Genomic DNA, 18,239 nt, shown 5'->3' on the forward strand with positions numbered 1-18,239 from the left:
CCACGCTGAGTGGCGTTAACTTCTTGCGGCGGAGCACGTCCTCCGCCGTCTTCAATCGGCGGACTGCGGCAGATCCGCGAGCCGCCACAACCCGAGGCTCTTGTCGCTCCAGCCGCCCCCGCCCTCGTCGCAGCGTTCGTTGATCAGTTCGAGCGGCGCCGGCCAGTTGAACGGCGCGCGTTCGAAGTTGAGCGCGCGCCAGTCGCCGTCCTCGCAATCCCCGTTCGTCTCCCAGTCCGGGAAGGTGGTCACGAGCAGATAACGCGCGCCACTGTCGCGGAAGCGCGCGACCGCGCGTGCGATGTTCCGGAAACTCAGATGCACCAGGCAGTCGCGGCACAGGATGAGATCGGTGCGCGGCAGCGCGTCGCTTGTGATGTCGGCGAGAACGAAGCGGCCGGCGACCTCGCCGTTCGCAGCGCGCCGCCTGTTGGCCTCGATCAGCGACGGCACGATGTCGGCGCCGATATAGTCGACATTGAGCTTGCAGGTCGCGATCCAGCCGGCGTCGCCGCAGGGTGCGTCGAGCAGCGAGCGCGCGCCGAGCTTTTGCAGCAAGGGCGGCAACGCCTCGCGGATCGCCGCCGTCGCGAGATCCTCGGAGCCGAGGCCCGACACCGAGGTCGGCGCGCCCCACAGGTTTGTCTTCAAGATCCGGTCAAAGCGCGCAGCGAGATCGAGGCCGGCAAAATTATCGCGCTCGGCGACGAAGCGCTGATGGGCGAGAACGGGCGGACGCTTTGAATCCATACGGGAAGTCCCCTGTGAATCGACTCCACTCTACGCCGGCTTCTGCCACTCCATGATGTGAAAATACGGCACGCGGAGATGGCGCGCGATCTGCGCGGGATCGCCGGCGGTCGGCCGCGGTTCCGTGAACAGGCGCAATTGCAGGCCCTGGTTCAGGAGTAGCGTCATGTAGGTGCTGAGCGGCCGGTGCCAGTTCTGCAGCCGGATGCCGCGCCAGGCAATCCAGATCGGCCGCTCTTCCATATAATGGTCGATCGAGAAGCGCGCGACGCCATCGCCGTCACGGCGCCAGCCGTCCGGCATGTTGGCAGTGTTAAAGCTCGTCAGATTGGCGATCAGCAACGTGCCGCCCGGCCGCAGCGCTGTCGCCATTTTCACGATTGCCGTCTCGATATCCGGGATATCGATGAGGGTGAGATAGCTGACCACAAGGTCGAACTGCGCTTCCTCGGTGATGTCCTCCGCACGGCCGGGCCGATAGTCGCCCGCGGGATCCAACTGTTTCGCGCGCGCAAGCAGCGCTTCGGTGGGATCGATGCCGGTGGTGCGGATACCCAGCCGCTGCATGATCCGGCAGAAGCGGCCCTCGCCGCAGCCGACGTCGAGCGCGCGGGCAAAGCTGCGGCCTTCGATCCGCGCCAGCATCGGAGCGTCAAGCACGGCGCGGCGGCCATAGTCGCCCTCCTCGCCTTGCTCGACGATCCAGGCCTGCGCGGAAGAGGCCCAACCGCCGTCGACCTCGTCATTCATCGCTCGCCTCCTCAGAGATGATGCGGCCTGCGCCGGGCGGCTCATTCACCACAGATTGGATCGCAGTTCAACATCAGGTAGAATGCAGCAGGAGCCGATCGATGCGTTCTTTTCGCGGCAAAGAGATGGTCAAGATCACCGCGGGCGCAGTGGCTGCATTGGCCATGACCGGATTGCTGTTTGCGATCGCCTACGGCCTTTTGATCACACCGCGCTGGTGACGGCTTCCTTCACTTCGACCTCACGCTCGTGCGAAGGCGTCGATCTCATCCAGGCTTTGCAGCCGGCTGACCTTCGTTCCGTCGGCCTCTGCCTTTCGGCAGAGATCGCGGATGCCGGGCATCCACCCCCGATCGACCTGCCACATCGTCTCGAACAGTGCGCGCATCGGCGGCAGTTCGGCAAGACCGGCAGGCGGCGCCTCCTGCTCCGTCCATTTGGTCTGGCGTTCTGCGGCAAGTGCAAAGTGCAGCCAGAGCGGCAGGTCGATCAGGACGATCTCCGTTGCACGCGCGACGCGCGGCGCGATCGAGTCCTGGCTGCCGAGGCCCTCGATGATCCATCGGTCGGCAACAATCGCCTCGACATGACGGCGCGAGTAGACCTCGGCTGGCACAAGTTGCCAGCCCGCCTGCCAAAGCAGCCGGTCCACCTCGACGAGTGGCAGATCCCGACGCGCCGCCAGCGCACGGGCCAAGGTCGACTTGCCGCCGGCTGCATTGCCGATGATCACCACGCGCGCGTCTGTTGCCATCGGACGAATAGAAACGAAGCGTTGCGCGCACGCAAGCAGGCCGGAACCAATGGTGGGGCTTTGCCGTTTTCATCCCATGCGTATCAGGGAAGAAAACTGCAACATGGTGCTGCTGGCAGCGGTGACGCTGTCCTGCATCGTCGTCGCCGGCGCGGCTGCGCTTGTCGATCTCGTGCCGGGCCCCGTTCCTCAGGCAGTCGCGGACATGAGGGTCGCGGATACCGCGCCGTCAGTCCAGCCGGTCCGCACCGTCGATCGCAGCGATGTCCGGGTGGTCGGCACGCCCTTCGTGCCCAACGTCAATCCGCGCGAGCGCTAGGGCGTCAGCGCGGGGCCGCCTCGGCCCCCTCCTCGCGCCGGTCCGGCCCGCGCGACATCTCCTCGACGATTTCCAAAACGTGCTGCCGCTTCTCGGGCGGCAGCGTCAGGAAGGCGCGGACCAGCCGCAATCCCAGCGCCTCTTCCGGCAGTTGGTCTGCTTCTTTCGTATCCATAATCCCACTCTCGGACGACCGGGAAAATTATGCAATCCCTGTCGGGACGCTTGATTCGCAGCCTGCCCTTTGCTGGAATGGCCAAGGGCTGAGGTGGATCATGAAGTGGATCAGGGAACGCGACGCGCTGATTGCGCAGACCATGGCTTTCGTCCAATCCGTGACCGGCCGGAAGGACGGCTTCCCGCGGGCCGATGAGGCTCCGGCCGTGCCGGCCGCGACCGTGGACATCGTCTCCTATGTGGCGATCGAGCGGACGGTGGAGATCGAGGCGCCGCAAACGCCCGCCGCCCCGGCGCCGCAGCCGTTTGAGGTCGCACCGCCCCGGATCGCCGGCGACTTCCGGGCCGAGATCCAGGGCCGGGTCGCCAACTTCCGCAAGCACCAGGAACGGTTCGAGCGCGAGCGGGAGGAATATTGCGCGACGACGCTTGCCAAGCTGCGCGCCGATATCCGCGACGCCGCATCGCCGCCGTCTGCCCGAAAGTAGCGGCTTAAAGCCAGGACCAGACCAGGACCAGATTGGCCGCGCAGGCGCCGACCAGCGCCAGCGTGAGCGGCAGGAGCATGTGCCCGCAGGAGGTTTTCAGGTCGGTCGTCATGGCCGGAAACATCCGCTGATTCCGGCCGGGGAGTCCCAGGGATTCTTTTTTTTGGGATTCAGGACTCGTTTACGACTCAAAACCAGTTTCAGACCCGCTCACAGGCCCGTGGGGAGCCGAATCCGGCGCGGTCGCGGCTGAAACTTCCAGGCATTCCCGGGCGTTAAGGAGGGTTCTTCGAGGTCCTTCCCCGGAGTGGAATCGATGCCCTACGCCCTGTTTTGCAACGACGATCAGATCAGCAAATCTTACCCGACCGAGGCCGACGTCTGGATGCTGGCCCAGAAGAGCGGGCTGGTGGTCGACGTGGTGACGGACGAGGACCGGGCGGGGCCGCGCCGGGTCCTGGACAATGACTACGAAATCAAGCCCTGCCCGGCGGGTCCTGGCGACGACCCGGCCCGCAACAAGGCGGACGCCGAGCGGCAGTCCCGGCACGAGCTCGAATTCAATAGCTGAAGGGCAATGACTGAAAGAGAGGTCGCGTCAGGGCGTCGCGGTCGCGAGCGAAGCCTGCTCGCCCGGCAGCATGACGCAGGCCTTGCGCCGATGCAGACCGCGGATCGCGCCGGTCACCTTCATGACCCTGCCCGGGCCGCAGGAAAAGTCCCGGACGAAGGCGACCTCATAGGGCGCCAAGCTCAGCGGCTCCGATCTGAGGATCGTCTGCGCCGAACACGGCAGAGCGAAGAGGATTGAAGAGGCAATAAGCACCGACGCCAAGATACGCATGTTCGTCATCCCACAGCCCGGCGACCCCATAATAACGCGTTCCGGCCCGCGTGTTCCCTAAGGTGCAAAAATTATTTTTGCTTTACCGCATGCACATGACGCGGGTGAGAAGCGCGCAAAAAAACAGGGCCGGCAAAGCCGGCCCCTGTCGTGTCGGAAGCGCTGGACGCAGGTGTCAGTAGCGCGAGGCGGGCGGACCGCCCCAGCCGAAGCGATAGTTCACGCCGACCTTGACGGTGTGCTCGTCATTGCGGCCGCGCACGCCGGCGATGTCGGCGGGCCCGGCGGCGACGGTGGTGCTGCCAAAGTTGTAGTACTGGTACTCGGCCTTGGCCGACCAGTTCGGCGCGAAGAGGTATTCGAGGCCGCCGCCCACGGTGTAGCCGTCCTTGTTGTTGCCCGTGGTGGCGACAGCCACCGGCACGCCGGCGACGCTGGCGCCAAAATTGGTGTTGCGCCAGGCATAGCCGCCCTTGGCGTAGACCAGCGCCGGACCCCAGGTGTAGCCGACGCGGCCCGTGACCGACCCGAGCTGGTCGGTGTTGGAGGTCACGAGCGTGCCGCCCGGAAACAGGACGCCGTTGTTGTTGGTCGGAAGCCAGGAGTACTGGGCTTCGATACCCATCACCCAGTTGGGGGCGAACTGATAGTCAAAGCCGCCCTGCACGCCGCCCAGGAAGCGAGCGTCGCTCGACTGGAAGGTGTTGTCGCCGGCAAACGCACCGCCGACATGGCCGCCGATGTAGAAACCGGTCCAGTTATAGACCACCTGCGGCGGGGTATAGGCGGGAGCCTTGGTATAGGTGCGCGCCGGTATGTCGGCTGCGGCAGCCTGACCGGCCAGCGCAATTAATGCGGCCGCGCCGAGCAAGAACGTCTTCATGGATCATCCCCGTTATTACGAATTCACCCTCAGAAAACAACGTGGCCTGATTTTGGTTGCTTCTAGGCAATGCCGGAACGTTGATCGTTCGTTACTGTGATGGGGCCGCAACAACGGCTTTTTGTTCCCTGGCACCCCCGCAGAACGACAGATTTGTTCGCTCACGCGCACACCTCCTTAGGGATTTGTCGCTCGCCAAAGCCGCCCCGTTCAAAGCTCCCCGAAATGTGATCTCCGGCCTCAGGCCACCTTCGTCCTACCACCCGCGGGTGAAAGGGCGCTTTGCGCTACCGGCTCAACTTTTCCAGTTCTGGAAAGGGTGCGTAAACCGCGCCGGTGCACATGTCGCCGCTGCGCTCGAGGATGCGGTCGAGCCGGCCGTTGACGTAGACGATGGCGCGCTCGCGCATGCCCTTGTAGCTGCCGTCGCTCTCGCGCGGGGTGAAGCGCAGGCAGGCCACATAGAACGGACGGCCGCCGACGGTGCGCAGCACCGGGTCGGCCAGCGCCCCATCGCGCACCCCGACCGGGTTGTTCAGATAGGTGCGCATATAGGCCAGCGCCTCGGTGCGGAAATTATCCGGGAAGGGCTGCGGCGCGTTGGCGCCGGCATCGTTCATCATCGATCCGCCGCCGTCACTGCCGAAGCAGGCGGCGAGCAGGAGCGGCAGTACCAGGACGCAAGCGCGTTGTAGCAGTCTCCTCAAACGTCCCTTCCCCCTCGTCACGCCGAGCGTAGAGACTCCTTCTAGCAAACGCACCGGCCCGCCGTCATGGCGCTTTGCGTTTCCGCAAAGTCACCATGACGATCGGGCCGGCTCTGAGCTCCCGCGAGGCGGGCGGGGGCAATGCGAGATTGCCGCCTCGCCGGATCAGATTTAGCTGCGCTTCTCGACCTTCGCCGGAGCGGCCGGCTTGAGCAGGTCGGGCTGGACCGCCTTCTTCTCAGTCGTCTTGGACGAGATCACCTTGTGGTGATGGCGATGGCTGCGCACCGTCTTGTGCTGATCGGACGGCAGCACGGCGGCGTTGGCGTTCATCGCCTTCGCGGTCGCGTCGGCCTTCTTGTCCGACTTCACGTCGGTCTTGGTATCGGTCTTGGCATCGCTCTTCACGTCGGCCTTGCCGTCCGTCTTCACGTCGGATTTGGCAGTCGGCTTGACCTCCGGTTTCACGGCCGTGGTCGTCGACGTCTTGGTCTGCGACTGATCCGCCTTGATGACAGGTGCGGCCGTCGTGGTGTTGGTCGCAGAAGTCTTGGCCGGGTCCTTGGCGGGCTCGGTGGCGAACGCGGGAGCCGCGATCACGGCGGTGGCAAGGAAGGCTGCGGACAAGGTCTTCAACATGGTTTTGTCTCCTCTGGAAGGATCTTGAGGCGGCGCCCTCTCGCCGACCCTTCGATCATGGTGGAGACGTTAGGCGGGGCGCGCTGAACCCATTCTGAAGCGCCCTTTCGGCATCCGTTCATCTGGATGACTTCTTTGTCATCTTCCACACCCCCGGCGGCCGGGAATGTTTTTGCACCCCGGGTGTTCCGAAGCTGAGGCAATCGTGTAGGATCGCCGCATTCCATTCGGGAGAGATCAATGCGCAAACTTTCTATGCTTCTGGTTCCGGGACTTGTCTCGATGGCGCTGGCCGCAACGCCCGTGCTGACGAGCGCTTACGCTGCGGGCAGCGACGATCCCTCCGCCCCGCCGAAGTCGGACACCTCGTCGAAGAAAAAGAAGAAGAGCTCGTCGGTCACCGATCCGAAATTCCTCGCGGCCTATCGCACTGCCTACACGACGATCTACGACCGCAACGACTATGCGAGCGCGATCGACCAGTTGAAGGCGCTGAAGCGCAACGACGTCGCCGACGTCGCCAACCTGATCGGCTACTCCTATCGCAAGCTCGGCGACTACAAGCAGTCGAAGGCCTATTACGAGTTGGCGCTGCAGGACGATCCGAACCACGTCCGCACCTGGCAGTATTACGGCCTCTGGCAGCTCGAGCAGGGCAACCGCGAGCAGGCCAAATATCATCTCGACAAGATCGCCTCGCTCGCCGGCACCGGCAGCGACGAGTATCGCTCGCTCGCCTCGGCGCTCGACAAGCCGACCGGCACGACGCTCGTCTACTGAACGAAGCGCAACTGGCTGACGAACCGGCGCGACCCGCAAGGGTTGCGCCGGTTCTGTTTTGTCGGCTAGCTTTTGCGGATCGGATTCCCCTCACCTCCGGACACGCCATGGACGCCTGGCTCCGCCCCGCGATCGCCTATATCGCCGAATGGCTCGACTATCAGGTCACCCTCGCCCGGCAGCCGGGCTGCATCATCGCGATCGCCCATCGCGGCGAGATCGTCGCCGAGCACGCCTTCGGGGTCGCCAATCTCGCCACCGGCGAGAAGCTGACGCCGCGTCATCGCTTCCGCATCGCCTCGCATTCGAAGAGCTTTACGTCTGCCGGCATCATGAAGCTGCGCGAGCAGAAGAAGCTCCGGCTCGACGATCCCGTCGGCCAATATGTCAGCGGCCTCAATCCCCGCGTCGCCGAGACGACGATCACGCAGGTGCTTTCGCACACCGCGGGCCTGATGCGCGACGGCGTCGATTCCGGCCAGTTCATCGACACCCGCCCTTACCTCAACGCGAAGGAGCTGATGGCCGAGCTGCGCATGCCGGTCGCGATCGAGCCCGGCACGCGCTTCAAATATTCCAACCACGGCTTCGGCCTGCTCGGCCTCGTGATCGAGGCGATCACGGGAGAGCCCTACCCGGTCTGGATCAAGCGCGAGATCATTTTGCCCGCGGGCCTGCGCGAGACCGAGCCGAACGCGCCCTTGCCGAAGGGCGCGGCGTTCGCGCGCGGTCACACGCGAAAGCTTCCGTTTGGCGAGCGCTGCGTCATCCCCGGCGATAACGACACCCACGCGATCACGTCGGCCGCCGGCTTCGTCGCGACTGCGGCCGATACCGCGCGCTTCTTCAACCAGCTCGCGCCCAACGCGAAACGCAGCGTGCTCTCGGTCGCGAGCCGCCGCGAGATGACGCGCCACCACTGGCGCGTGCCGCAAAGTTTTGAGGCCTATTACGGCCTCGGCGTCAACGCCGGCAAAACCGACGGCTGGGATTGGTTCGGCCATGGCGGCGGCTTTCAGGGCTACCTCTCACGCACCGTCAGCATTCCTGCCTGCGAGCTGTCGATCTCGATCCTCTCGAACTCGATCGACGGCGGCGCGCCGTTCTGGATGGACGGCGCCCTGCAGATCCTGCGCGCCTTCAAGACGCGCGGCGCCCCCACGCGGCGCACGCGCGACTGGACCGGCCGCTGGTGGACGATCTGGGGCGCCAGCGACCTCGTGCCGATGGGCGACCGCGTGCTGGTCGCCAATCCGCAATTCAACAACCCCTTCATGGATGCCGGCGAGATCGAGGTCACCGGCCGCGACACCGGCAAGATCGTCTCCGCCTCAGGCTATGCGAGCCACGGCGAGCCCGTGCGCCGCGTCCGCGACAAGCGCGGCAAGGTCACCGGTGTCTGGCTTGCCGGCGCCCATGTGCGCCCCGCAGGCGTGGTGGCGAAGGAGATCGGGCGGAAATATACACGGGGAAAATAGCGACCGGGCCACGGCGAAGCAAACGCCGAAAACAACCCCATGCACAGTACATCACGGTGGCGTGAGCGAATGCGATTTTTCCGAAAATGACTTGCCCCGTCGGGCAAATCAGGAGTATATTGTTATCATCGTAGGGTGTGGCTTTCGAACAGATCGTTGTGACGCGACACGCCCAATTCAGCAACCTCACTCGATGACTTCGTCGGCACGCGCGACAATGTCGCGGGCATCGTCGCGCCGACGAGCATCGCCTCATTCAGATTCACCGTTCACTGAATCCCGGCCCGAAACTGGACCGGCAAATCGCCCGGCGGCACCTGAAGCCCAGTGAAGTGTCTTGAGCTATAGGAGCTATCGCTATAGCTCATAATTCGTGATATTCTGAGCTATAGAGAGGAGCTCTATAGCTCATGGCTTGGAATTGGGAAGATACGAATTGGCCAAATTTCATCTATGATTCAAAGGCTTTGGAGCCTCCGGAACAGCAATTTCTGCGGCAATCCGGAGAATTCATTGGGGCCTGCAAGCATATTGGCGCGAACGACCAGCAAACCCTGAAGATCGAGCTCATTAGCGACGAGGCAATCAAGACCTCGGAAATCGAGGGCGAAATCCTCAATCGCGACAGCGTGCAATCGTCGCTGCGTCATGAACTCGGGCTCGGTGTTGAAGCGCCAGGCGTGACGCCGGCAGAACGCGGCATTTCGAAAATGATGGTCGACCTGTACCGGAACTTCGCAGCGCCGCTCACCGATCAGACGATGTTCGATTGGCACACGATGCTGCTCGGCTCCGACCGGTCGATCCGCGTCATCGGCGGCTATCGCACGCACCCGGAGCCCATGCAGGTCGTGTCCGACCCCATTCAGAAGCGCACCGTGCACTTCGAAGCACCACCGTCGCACCGGATGCCGGATGAGATGAAGCGCTTCATCTCATGGTTCAACGACACCGCTCCGGGACGAGAGAAAGCATTGCCGCCCCTGACGCGCGCCGCACTCGCACATCTCTATTTCGTCTGTATTCATCCGTTCGAGGATGGAAACGGGCGTCTCGGACGCGCGCTTGCAGAAAAATCGCTCGCCCAAAACCTGGGGCAGCCAAGCCTCATCGCGCTTGCCTATACAATCGAACATCAGCGCAAAGACTATTACGCCGCGCTGGAGCGCAACAACAAGGATCTCGAAATCAACGGCTGGATGAAATATTTCGCCAGCACGATCCTTGAAGCACAACGCAACACCATCAAGCGCGTCGACTTCTACGTGGCCAAGGCCAGATTCTACGAAAACTTTCGTGGCAAGCTGAACGAGCGGCAGGACAAGGTTCTCGCGCGCATGTTCAGAGAAGGCATCGACGGATTCAAAGGCGGCCTGAGTGCCGAAAACTACATCCGCATCAGCGGGGCCTCGCGCGCCACCGCAACACGCGACTTGCAGGACCTCGTTGAGAAAGGTGCGCTCACCAAGACAGGCGAGCTGCGTCATACACGGTATTTTCTCAATACTGGAGGCCGCAAATAAGTGGGCAAGCTATTCGCCTGATCCGCTCATTGAAGCGCCCGCTATGCGGCGCCCTACGTTCCGTAAAGCAGGCGCGCGACCGCGCGTGCGGACTCGACTTCGCGCAGCTTGACTGAGACAGCCGTCTCTCACGCCCGCACCGCGAACACGCCGCCGGCATCGAGCATGACGCCCGCGGCCTCGCCCACTTTGCGCAAGTTCGCCGCCTCGGGCGCGATGCAGAACAGCGGGCCGACCGGGGTGTCGAGATTGTACTCGGCATGGGCGCCCATGTAGGTCGAGGTGCGGACGGTTGCGCGCAGACAGCCGGCGTGATCAGCAGAGACAAGGCGGATCGCCTCGGGGCGAATGACGATGTCGACCTCGCCGTTCGGCAAATTGCGATGTGGCAGCTCGATTTTGAGCGTGTCCAGGCTCACGATGCCTGTTGAAGCCGAGGACGCAGCCAAGATGCCCCTGACGTGATTGGCCTCGCCCATGAAGGTTGCGACGAAGACGTTGTCGGGCGCACCATAGAGTTGTTGCGGCGTGCCGATCTGGGCGATCTCGGCAGATCGCATCACGACGATCATGTCGGAGACCGCAAGCGCCTCGGATTGATCGTGGGTGACGTAGACGACGGTCAGGCCCAGGCTCTGCTGCAGCGCGCGGATCTCCTCGCGCATCGAACGCCGCAACCGCGCGTCGAGGTTGGAGAGCGGTTCGTCGAACAGCAGGACATCCGGTTTCAGCACCAGCGCCCGCGCCACCGCGACGCGCTGCTGCTGACCACCGGACATCTCCGACGGCAGGCGCGGACCGAAGCCGGCGAGCCCGACCAAGCCGAGAATCTCGTCGGCCCGAATATGTGCTTTTTTCTTGCTGATCCCGCCCGAAATCAGTCCATAAGCGACATTTTCCTGCACATTCATGTGCGGAAACAGCGCATAGGACTGGAACACCATCGAGACATTGCGCTCGCCCGCGGAGAGCTGCGTCACGTCGCGGCCACCGATCAGTATCTGGCCTTCGCTAACGCGTTCCAGCCCGGCAATCATGCGCAGCAAGGTGGTCTTGCCGCAGCCGGACGGGCCGAGCAGCGTCACGAGGCTGCCGGCAGGAATCGTCAGGTCGAGCGGCTTGACCGCCATGACAGGACCGTAGCGCTTCGAGACATTGCGCAATTGGACTTCGGCCGCGCGGGAGCCGTTCGTCAGGGCGGTCATGCCGTTGCTCCCGTCGCTTGTGCCGCTGGCAGAGCCGGACGATTGTCGCCGGCGGCGCGGCGGCCGAGCTTGCGTTCGCCGACGGCGAGCTGGATCAGGGCGATCGCGATCATCATCATGGCGATGAGCGCCGTCGAATAGGCGATCGCGATGCCATAATCGCCGTTGATCGCGCGGTTGATGATGAACACCGTCGCCATCTCGTGTTGCGCCGAGGTCAGGAAGATCACGGCCGAGACCGTCGTCATGGCGCGGACGAAGGAATAGACCAGCGCCGTCACGATGGCCGGCTTGATCAGGGGCAGCACCACACGCGTCAGCGTGCGGAAGGTCGAGGCGCGCAGCGTGACCGAGGCCTCATCGAGCGACCGGTCGAGCTGGCTCATCGCTGCAAGGCCGGAGCGGACGCCGACCGGGAGATTGCGGAAGACGAAGCACAGCACGAGGATGATGGCGGTGCCGGTGATCTCGATCGGGGGCACGTTGAAGGCGAGAATGTAGCCGACGCCGATCACGGTGCCCGGCACGCAGAAGGTCAGCATCAGCGCGAACTCCAGAAGCGGCCGGCCGAGGAACCGCTGCCGCGACAGCACCCACGCCGCCAGCAGCCCAAGCAGCGCCGTCACCGGCGCCGCCACGGTCGATAGCGTGAGCGTGGTGAACAGCGAGCCCCAGGCACCGCCGGTCCACAGCAATCCCTGCGGCGTCCACTCCACCGAAAAGGCGCGGCCGAAATGCGACAAGGTCGGCGTCCAGTCCCTGCCCCAGACCTTGACGAAGCCGCCGCTCAGCGCCAGCAGATAGACAAAGACGGTCAACACCGCCCACGGCATCGCAACCGCAAACGCCGTGACCTTGACGCGCACCGGCAGCGGTGTCGGCAGGCCGCCATCGCCCTTGCCGGTCATCGACACATAGGATCGCCTGCCGACGACGCGGCGCTGGGCAAAGAACGCGGCCAGCGCGAAGACCAGCAGGACGAGGGCAAGCGTGCCGGCGCGGCCGAAATCGGCCTGGGCGCCGACGACGGCGAAGAAGATCTCGGTCGACAGCACGCCCATGGAGCCGCCGAGCAGAATCGGATTGCCGAAATCGGCGAGGCTCTCGATGAAGACGACGAGCCACGCATTGGCGAGCCCCGGCAGCATTAGGGACAAGGTGATGGTGGCAAAGGTGCGCCCGGGACTGGCATGCAGCGTTTGCGAGGCTTCTTCCATCGTCGGCGAGATGCCTTGGACGACGCCGATCAGGACGAGGAACGCGGTCGGCGTGAACGAGAACGCCTGCGCCAGCCAGACGCCGTTGAAACCATAGATCCAGCGGCCGAGCTCGACACCGAACAGGCCGGCCACCCATTGGTTGATCAGGCCGGACCGCCCGAAGATCAGGATGAGCCCGAGCCCGATCACGAATGGCGGCGTGATGATCGGCAACACCGTGAGCAGCCGGAGCATTTGTTTGAAACGGAATCCGGTGCGGGTCACGATCAGTGCGAAAGCAAGACCGAGCAGCATGCACGTGCTCGCCGTCGCAACCGCGAGCATCAGCGTATTCCAGGCCGCGCCGCACGAGGCCTTGGAGGTGAGGCAGGCAAGACCCCAGATCTTCGGCTGCAGGAACCGGCCCAGCAACGCGCCAACCGCGGACTGACCGTCCGACGCGTTCAAGGCCTGGCCGAGGATCATCAGCACGGGCCACACCGTGAAGAGCAGGATCGAAGCCGCGAGCAGGCCGACGGTGCCGGCGACGAAACGGTCGCCGCCGAACCATCCGCGCAACGCCAGCCCCGTCGTTGCCAGCACGCCAAAACTCACGAAGGCCACGCAGCCGCCCCAGCCGATGCCGAACTGGCGGTCGTTCAGTTCACCGAACGCGCGCGTGAGTACATCGTAGCTCCAGCCCTGGATGCCGATGAACCAGCCTTGCACGGCAATTGCGACGATGCCGAGCGCTCCGCCGGCCAGCAGAATCCGGCCGCGCGTCCGTTCATCCAACGACGGAAGGACAGTCGGCGCCGATATCAGGAGCGCCGCCACGACCGGCCAGAACCACCAGTGTTGGAAGAACAGGGCCTGGCCGAGCGCGCTGGCCATCTCGGCGTCAGGCGCAAACAACGCAAAGGCGTTGGCCGCGCCAAAGCCGTCCTGAAGCATGTTCCAGGGCATCAGGCACACCGCGACCGCGGCTGTGCCCCACCACCAGATGCTCGGATCGATCCGGCGCAGCATCGGCTCAGCGCGGCAGCGCGCCGATGTCGGAATCCCACTTCGCGAGCAGGCGCTGCCGCTCTGTCGAGCTGCCGTATTTCACGAAGTCATAGTCGATGAGCTTGATCTTGGTGAGGTCGGGCGCACCGGGCGGAAGTGGCGAAGCCTTGTTGGAGGGCATCTGAAGCTGCTTGCCGACATCGAAGCCGAGCTTCTGCGCCGCCGGCGTCAATGCCCAATCGTAGAAACGCTGCGCCTGCTTCAGATTGCGCGCGCCCTTGATGATCGACATCGACCCGATCTCGAAACCGGTGCCCTCGCACGGCGTGTTGTAGTCGACCGGGAAGCCTGCGTTCTTCTCCGTCACGACGTCGTGCACGAACGACACCGCCACCGCAGTCTCGCCCCGGGCCGCGGCCTTGATCGGCCCCGTTCCGGAGCGGGGGTAGGCGTTGACGTTCTGGTGCATCTGCTTGAGGAAATCGAACGCCTTGTCCTCACCCATCAACTGAATCAGGGTCGCAATGACGGTGTAGGCCGTTCCCGATGAATTGGGATTTGCGACCTGAATTTCCCCCTTGTAGGCGGGCTTGAGCAGGTCGGCCCAGCAGGCCGGGGCCGGAATGTTTTTCTTCGCCAGCAGCTCGGTGTTGAACCCGAAGCCGATCGCTCCGGAATAGATTCCGACCGAGCGGCCCTTGGCGCTCTCATACTGCTTGACCGCCCATGGGTGCAGCTCGCCGATCGCCGCCGGCTTGTATTCGACCGAGAGACCAGCCTCCGCGAGGATCAAATGGGGATCGCCGGTGCCGCCGAACCAGATGTCGCCGCGCGGATTCTGCGCCTCGGCGCGAATCTGGGCCAGCGTCTCACCGGACCCCTTTTGCGTCATGTTGACGGTGATGCCGGTTTCCCTCTGGAAGTTCGTCGCAATCGCCTGGCACCATTCGACCTGAACGGCGCAATAGACGTTGAGCTGCCCCTGGGCCGAGGCCGAAACGATGGTCGCGGCAAACACCGCACAAGCAGCAAAAAGCGCCGCAACAAGGCCGCGGAAATACTCCATACAAGCGCCCTCCCCGAAATTATCGTTGTTGGGCGGCAGCTTAGCGAGGATGTGAGCGGCGTCAAACCGCAAAGACCGATGTCGTCGGTCCGAACGATGGAATGCCGATCTGGATTTCGGCCCGGACGAGCCGCGTCGCCGGTATCCTTACGCCGGCTCCAGCCCAAGCGACTGCGCCGCCTCGAGCCACACCGGCAGCTCGCGCTGATAGAGCGCGTTGGTCTCCTTGAAGCCGAGCGCCGGCTCCAGCACGAAGGTGGCGAGCACCTCCTTCACCTTGGGATCGCTGTTGGCGGCGACGCAGAGTTCCGACAGGCGGTCGACGATCGGCTGCGGCACAGCCTTCGGCAGCGCCCAGCCGGTAAAGCCGCTCACGGTGAAGAATCTTGCCGTCGCGCCCTGCTCCGGCAGCGTCTTGACCGCCGGGATCGCGGCGACCTTCTTCGAATGCACCGCAAACACGCTGCCGCGGTCGCTCTGCAGCACGGGCTGGGCGGCCGTGTAGCTGCCCATCGCGGCGTCGAGCGTGCCCTCCATCAGCCCCGTCCACATCGGCGCCTCGCCGCGATAATGCACCGGCTCGATGTTGAGGCCGTACTGCTTGTTGAGCTCGTTGATGGTCATGTGCGGCGCCGAGCCCGCGCTGTAGGTGCCGAAATTGACCTTGCCGCTCTTGCGCGCGAAGGCGACGAAATCGTCCAACGTCTTGACGCCCGTTTTCGGGTTCGCGATCAGGAGCAGGCCTGCGCCGGGGATGACGCTCGCAAGCGTCAAATCCTTGTCCATGTCGTAGCCGGGATTTTTCACCACCGCGCGGTTCATGATGTAGGTCGTCGAGATCGAGCACAGGATGGTGTGACCGTCGGGCTCGGCGCGTGCCACTTCCTGTGCGCCGATCGCGCCCGAGGCGCCCGCCTTGTTCTCGATCACGACGGTCTTGCCGACCTGCTTTCCGATGAACTCGCCGAAGGCGCGCGCCAGCAGATCGGTCTGCCCGCCCGCCGGGTAGCTGCAGATCATGCGGATGTTGCGCGACGGCCAGGCGCCTTGCGCCGAGGCGCCGCGCGAGAGGACCGGCAGCGCCGTGGCGCTCGCGGCCGTTGCGATGAAGCGGCGGCGATTGATGGTCGCGGACATGGCTCCCTCCCTGATTTTTTGGAGAGGGTATCGCATCGCCGGGCCCGGCCACGTGCGACATTGCGATGCGGCCCTCGTCGGCGGAAGGGGCGCAGCCGGTTGGTTATCTATCGATCCGGGGATACCCGGGCGAGGATATCGGAATGGCGCTGACCTCCCGCGTCGGAACGGCCAGGAGCACACTGACGGATTCGACCAGCAGCTCATGGGCGCGGTCGACGATGTCGTCGAGCGACATCGTCTTGGCGAACATGCGCTGGGCCTCAGTCAGCAGTTGCTCACGCGTCGGCATGCTCGCAAGATGCAGATCCGCGCTCTGCTGGAGCTGATGAAGCGCCTCCCGCACCGACAATCCGGTGTCATGGACGGACGATCTGATGGCCTGCGCGATGGTTTCGGGGTTGAAGCGACCGGCGAGCTGCTCAGCCGTTCGCTTCAGCACGCGCGCGCCCAACCGGTGCTCATTGCGCACCACCTGCTCGGGCGGCATCTTCAGATCCCGGACGATCCCGACCCAGGACAAGGCGAGAAGGACGCCATAGGTCACGTCGATCTCCCACCAGTAAAAACCCTGGCGGACGCTGCTCTGGTAGGCGTGATGGTTGTTGTGCCAACCCTCGCCCATTGTCACCAAAGCGAGCAGCCAGTTGTTGCGGGAGTCGTCCCCCGTCACATAGCGCTTGCGACCGTGAACATGCGCGAGCGAGTTGATGCAGAACGTGGCGTGATAGAGCACCACCGTGCTCCAGAGGAAGCCGACGACGAGGCCGGACCATCCGGCGATGAGGAAGCAAAGCCCCGCGGTCACGACCGCCGGCAACAGCTCCAGCCGGTGCAGCCACATCAGCTCGGGATAGGAGGTAAAGTCCGACACCTTCACCAGGTCGGTCGCATCATGCTGCCGATAGAAAATCCAGCCGACATGGCTGTAGAGAAACCCCTTGTGCCGGGGTGAATGCACATCCTGCCCGGTATCCGAATACAAGTGATGATGCCGATGCTTCGCGGCCCACCACAGCACGCTCTTCTGCGCGCTGCTCTGGGCGAGGAAGGCGAGGATGAACTGAAAAACCCGGCTCGTCGCGTAGGCGCGATGCGAAAAATACCGGTGATATCCGGCGCCGATCGCAAACATGCGCAACGCATAGAGACCAATGCAGATCGCAACCGCCTGCCATGTGACGCCAGACCAGATCGCAGCCAAGCAGCCGATGTGGACCAGCAGAAACGGCAGGACCTGCGGATACATGACGTCGTCGTGGTCCTGATCCAGATCGGTATTGGGTGACAAGCGTGCGACCTCAGATGTTTCGATGCAGGGGTGATCCCGCACGCGATGCGATAGTCATGCGGGGGTTGTCCTTTAAGGGAGGTTTATGGACTTGCGAACAGGCGATGCTGTCCGTCAGGCGCGCAATCGACGGCGACGCGACCGATACTGGTTTCGTCCTACATGACCATTATTTGACCGCTCCGCAAGGTGCCGTCCCCGTCCCGGCCCCGCGTCAATACGTCCGCGTCGGGTCAGAAATACCGCTTCGACGGCTCGCCGACCAGGTCAAGCCTGGCGATCATCCGCTTCCTTCTGAATCGCCACTGCGCTTTTCTCGGTCTCCCGCTCCCAGAGCCGGGCAGCGCCGCCGTCATGAGGAGATCGGCCTCAATGGCCAATCGTCTTCGAACACAGGCGAGCTTCTCGATGGTCACGAACGGGTACATACCAAAGCTCCCCGTAATGCGGGTTCCTGGCTTGAGCGGAGCCGCGCTCGATGGCGCGTCCACTTTGCACGGCGCGGCCAGGCCGAATAATGCCTGGCGGCGCCAATGCCGATCCGGACAATGCAATCCCCCGGTATATGTCCGTATGTGCGGGCTGCGAAAAGGTTCACCCGGAGCATCGCGTCAATCGTCGCGCCAGGACGTCATAAAGCTCGCTATTGCCCGAACGTAAGCGTAGAGTCGCATCATCACCGCCCCTCTCCACGGCTTCCATCGGTGACTGAGGGTAACGAAATGCTCCCGCCGAAAGAGGAGCAGCGTGCATGTCGCAATTTCGTCTGGCCGACTGGATCGTGCCGCCGGTGATCGTCCCGTTGTTTCTTCTGCTCCTCGTGGCTGCTGCGGCTATCCTTAATGGGTAGGACGAAGACGCTGCTTGTCGCATTCGCGCTCGGCACGTTCACGCAAAGTGCCGGCGCCGGCGAGCCCGACTGCCGTACGATCGAGGGCACGACCGGGCGACTCGCGTGTTACGACGCTGCGTTTCCTCCGAAGATCAACAAGCCCGCGACGATCCACGACGACGCATCGCGACCCCCCTACAAGGATCCGTTGATCGAGGAGACTGCCCGGCTCTCGGCAAAGCTGAAGAATATCTGTCGCGGCTGTTGACCTCCGCGACTGGAGGGGCACGAGAGCGGGAGGCCGAACAGCCAAGGGGAGCGCCGCCATACGCCGCTGCCGTCTTGCATGGCAGCTTGCAGATCGCGGCTCTGTCGCAGTTCAAAGCGCGTCCCGATCGACATCGATCGG

21 protein-coding genes are annotated in these 18,239 nt (G+C 63.9%); 7 read left to right on the forward strand and 14 right to left on the reverse strand.

Features of this window, described 5'->3' with window-relative positions; translation table 11 throughout:
- Positions 1 to 51: 51 nt before the first annotated feature.
- From C2U70_RS16135 to C2U70_RS16145, 3 genes are all read right to left on the reverse strand, one after another.
- Positions 52 to 750 (reverse strand): class I SAM-dependent methyltransferase, encoded by a 699-nt coding sequence (locus C2U70_RS16135; RefSeq protein ID WP_140979411.1) that lies wholly within the window; start codon positions 748 to 750, stop codon positions 52 to 54.
- A 30-nt stretch (positions 751 to 780) separates the two neighbouring features.
- Entirely contained in the window at positions 781 to 1,500 is a 720-nt protein-coding gene (locus C2U70_RS16140; protein ID WP_140979412.1) for a class I SAM-dependent methyltransferase, read from the reverse strand.
- Positions 1,501 to 1,741: 241 nt separating this feature from the next.
- Positions 1,742 to 2,236: an adenylate kinase gene (locus tag C2U70_RS16145; protein WP_246666761.1), complete on the reverse strand. Its 495-nt coding sequence runs from the start codon at positions 2,234 to 2,236 to the stop codon at positions 1,742 to 1,744.
- A gap of 94 nt (positions 2,237 to 2,330) precedes the next feature.
- Between C2U70_RS16145 and C2U70_RS16150 the strand changes: the two genes are divergently transcribed.
- On the forward strand, positions 2,331 to 2,573 hold the full coding sequence (locus C2U70_RS16150) for a hypothetical protein (protein ID WP_246666762.1): 243 nt from the start codon (positions 2,331 to 2,333) through the stop codon (positions 2,571 to 2,573).
- A gap of 4 nt (positions 2,574 to 2,577) precedes the next feature.
- On the opposite strand, the gene C2U70_RS33035 is transcribed toward C2U70_RS16150, so the two are convergent.
- On the reverse strand, positions 2,578 to 2,748 hold the full coding sequence (locus C2U70_RS33035; protein ID WP_186294294.1) for a hypothetical protein: 171 nt from the start codon (positions 2,746 to 2,748) through the stop codon (positions 2,578 to 2,580).
- 100 nt (positions 2,749 to 2,848) lie between these two features.
- Between C2U70_RS33035 and C2U70_RS16155 the strand changes: the two genes are divergently transcribed.
- Together C2U70_RS16155 and C2U70_RS16160 are read left to right on the forward strand one after the other, a co-directional pair.
- Entirely contained in the window at positions 2,849 to 3,238 is a 390-nt protein-coding gene (locus C2U70_RS16155) for a hypothetical protein (protein ID WP_140979414.1), read from the forward strand.
- Between the two features lie 316 nt (positions 3,239 to 3,554).
- Entirely contained in the window at positions 3,555 to 3,809 is a 255-nt protein-coding gene (locus C2U70_RS16160) for a hypothetical protein (protein ID WP_140979415.1), read from the forward strand.
- Positions 3,810 to 3,836: 27 nt separating this feature from the next.
- On the opposite strand, the gene C2U70_RS33475 is transcribed toward C2U70_RS16160, so the two are convergent.
- The 4 genes from C2U70_RS33475 to C2U70_RS16180 all read right to left on the reverse strand — a co-directional run bounded on the left by C2U70_RS33475 (position 3,837) and on the right by C2U70_RS16180 (position 6,311).
- The gene (locus C2U70_RS33475) at positions 3,837 to 3,989 is read right to left on the reverse strand and encodes a hypothetical protein (RefSeq protein WP_246666763.1); all 153 of its coding nucleotides are present in this window, start codon (positions 3,987 to 3,989) and stop codon (positions 3,837 to 3,839) included.
- A gap of 268 nt (positions 3,990 to 4,257) precedes the next feature.
- On the reverse strand, positions 4,258 to 4,965 hold the full coding sequence (locus C2U70_RS16170; RefSeq protein ID WP_140979417.1) for an outer membrane protein: 708 nt from the start codon (positions 4,963 to 4,965) through the stop codon (positions 4,258 to 4,260).
- A 287-nt stretch (positions 4,966 to 5,252) separates the two neighbouring features.
- On the reverse strand, positions 5,253 to 5,672 hold the full coding sequence (locus C2U70_RS16175) for a hypothetical protein (protein WP_186294295.1): 420 nt from the start codon (positions 5,670 to 5,672) through the stop codon (positions 5,253 to 5,255).
- A gap of 171 nt (positions 5,673 to 5,843) precedes the next feature.
- Complete coding sequence (locus tag C2U70_RS16180) at positions 5,844 to 6,311, reverse strand: hypothetical protein (protein ID WP_140979418.1); 468 nt, start codon at positions 6,309 to 6,311, stop codon at positions 5,844 to 5,846.
- A 240-nt stretch (positions 6,312 to 6,551) separates the two neighbouring features.
- On the opposite strand from C2U70_RS16180, the gene C2U70_RS16185 reads away from it, so the two are divergent.
- The 3 genes from C2U70_RS16185 to C2U70_RS16195 all read left to right on the forward strand — a co-directional run bounded on the left by C2U70_RS16185 (position 6,552) and on the right by C2U70_RS16195 (position 10,092).
- Positions 6,552 to 7,091 (forward strand): tetratricopeptide repeat protein, encoded by a 540-nt coding sequence (locus C2U70_RS16185; RefSeq protein ID WP_140979419.1) that lies wholly within the window; start codon positions 6,552 to 6,554, stop codon positions 7,089 to 7,091.
- Between the two features lie 107 nt (positions 7,092 to 7,198).
- Entirely contained in the window at positions 7,199 to 8,569 is a 1,371-nt protein-coding gene (locus tag C2U70_RS16190) for a serine hydrolase domain-containing protein (RefSeq protein WP_140979420.1), read from the forward strand.
- A 410-nt stretch (positions 8,570 to 8,979) separates the two neighbouring features.
- A complete protein-coding gene (locus C2U70_RS16195; RefSeq protein ID WP_140979421.1) occupies positions 8,980 to 10,092 on the forward strand; it encodes a Fic family protein in 1,113 nt (370 codons plus the stop codon).
- A gap of 128 nt (positions 10,093 to 10,220) precedes the next feature.
- On the opposite strand, the gene C2U70_RS16200 is transcribed toward C2U70_RS16195, so the two are convergent.
- The 6 genes from C2U70_RS16200 to C2U70_RS16225 all read right to left on the reverse strand — a co-directional run bounded on the left by C2U70_RS16200 (position 10,221) and on the right by C2U70_RS16225 (position 17,426).
- Entirely contained in the window at positions 10,221 to 11,297 is a 1,077-nt protein-coding gene (locus C2U70_RS16200; RefSeq protein ID WP_140979422.1) for an ABC transporter ATP-binding protein, read from the reverse strand.
- Positions 11,294 to 13,525 carry an ABC transporter permease gene (locus C2U70_RS16205; protein WP_140979423.1) on the reverse strand — a complete coding sequence of 744 codons (2,232 nt, stop codon included), beginning with the start codon at positions 13,523 to 13,525 and terminating at the stop codon, positions 11,294 to 11,296. Before C2U70_RS16205 ends, C2U70_RS16200 begins: the two co-directional genes overlap by 4 nt.
- A 4-nt stretch (positions 13,526 to 13,529) precedes the next feature.
- Positions 13,530 to 14,570 (reverse strand): ABC transporter substrate-binding protein, encoded by a 1,041-nt coding sequence (locus tag C2U70_RS16210; protein WP_140979424.1) that lies wholly within the window; start codon positions 14,568 to 14,570, stop codon positions 13,530 to 13,532.
- 147 nt (positions 14,571 to 14,717) lie between these two features.
- Complete coding sequence (locus C2U70_RS16215) at positions 14,718 to 15,707, reverse strand: Bug family tripartite tricarboxylate transporter substrate binding protein (RefSeq protein WP_140979425.1); 990 nt, start codon at positions 15,705 to 15,707, stop codon at positions 14,718 to 14,720.
- 103 nt (positions 15,708 to 15,810) lie between these two features.
- Positions 15,811 to 16,956, reverse strand: a complete 1,146-nt coding sequence (locus C2U70_RS16220; RefSeq protein WP_140979434.1) for an acyl-CoA desaturase — start codon at positions 16,954 to 16,956, stop codon at positions 15,811 to 15,813.
- 275 nt (positions 16,957 to 17,231) lie between these two features.
- Complete coding sequence (locus C2U70_RS16225) at positions 17,232 to 17,426, reverse strand: hypothetical protein (RefSeq protein ID WP_140979426.1); 195 nt, start codon at positions 17,424 to 17,426, stop codon at positions 17,232 to 17,234.
- A 414-nt stretch (positions 17,427 to 17,840) separates the two neighbouring features.
- On the opposite strand from C2U70_RS16225, the gene C2U70_RS16230 reads away from it, so the two are divergent.
- Positions 17,841 to 18,098, forward strand: coding sequence for a hypothetical protein (locus C2U70_RS16230; RefSeq protein ID WP_140979427.1), 258 nt, complete (start codon positions 17,841 to 17,843; stop codon positions 18,096 to 18,098).
- The last annotated feature ends 141 nt before the right edge of the window (positions 18,099 to 18,239 follow it).

Origin of the sequence: Bradyrhizobium guangdongense (genome assembly GCF_006483445.1) — a bacterium.
Taxonomy (GTDB): Bacteria; Pseudomonadota; Alphaproteobacteria; order Rhizobiales; family Xanthobacteraceae; genus Bradyrhizobium; species Bradyrhizobium guangdongense_A.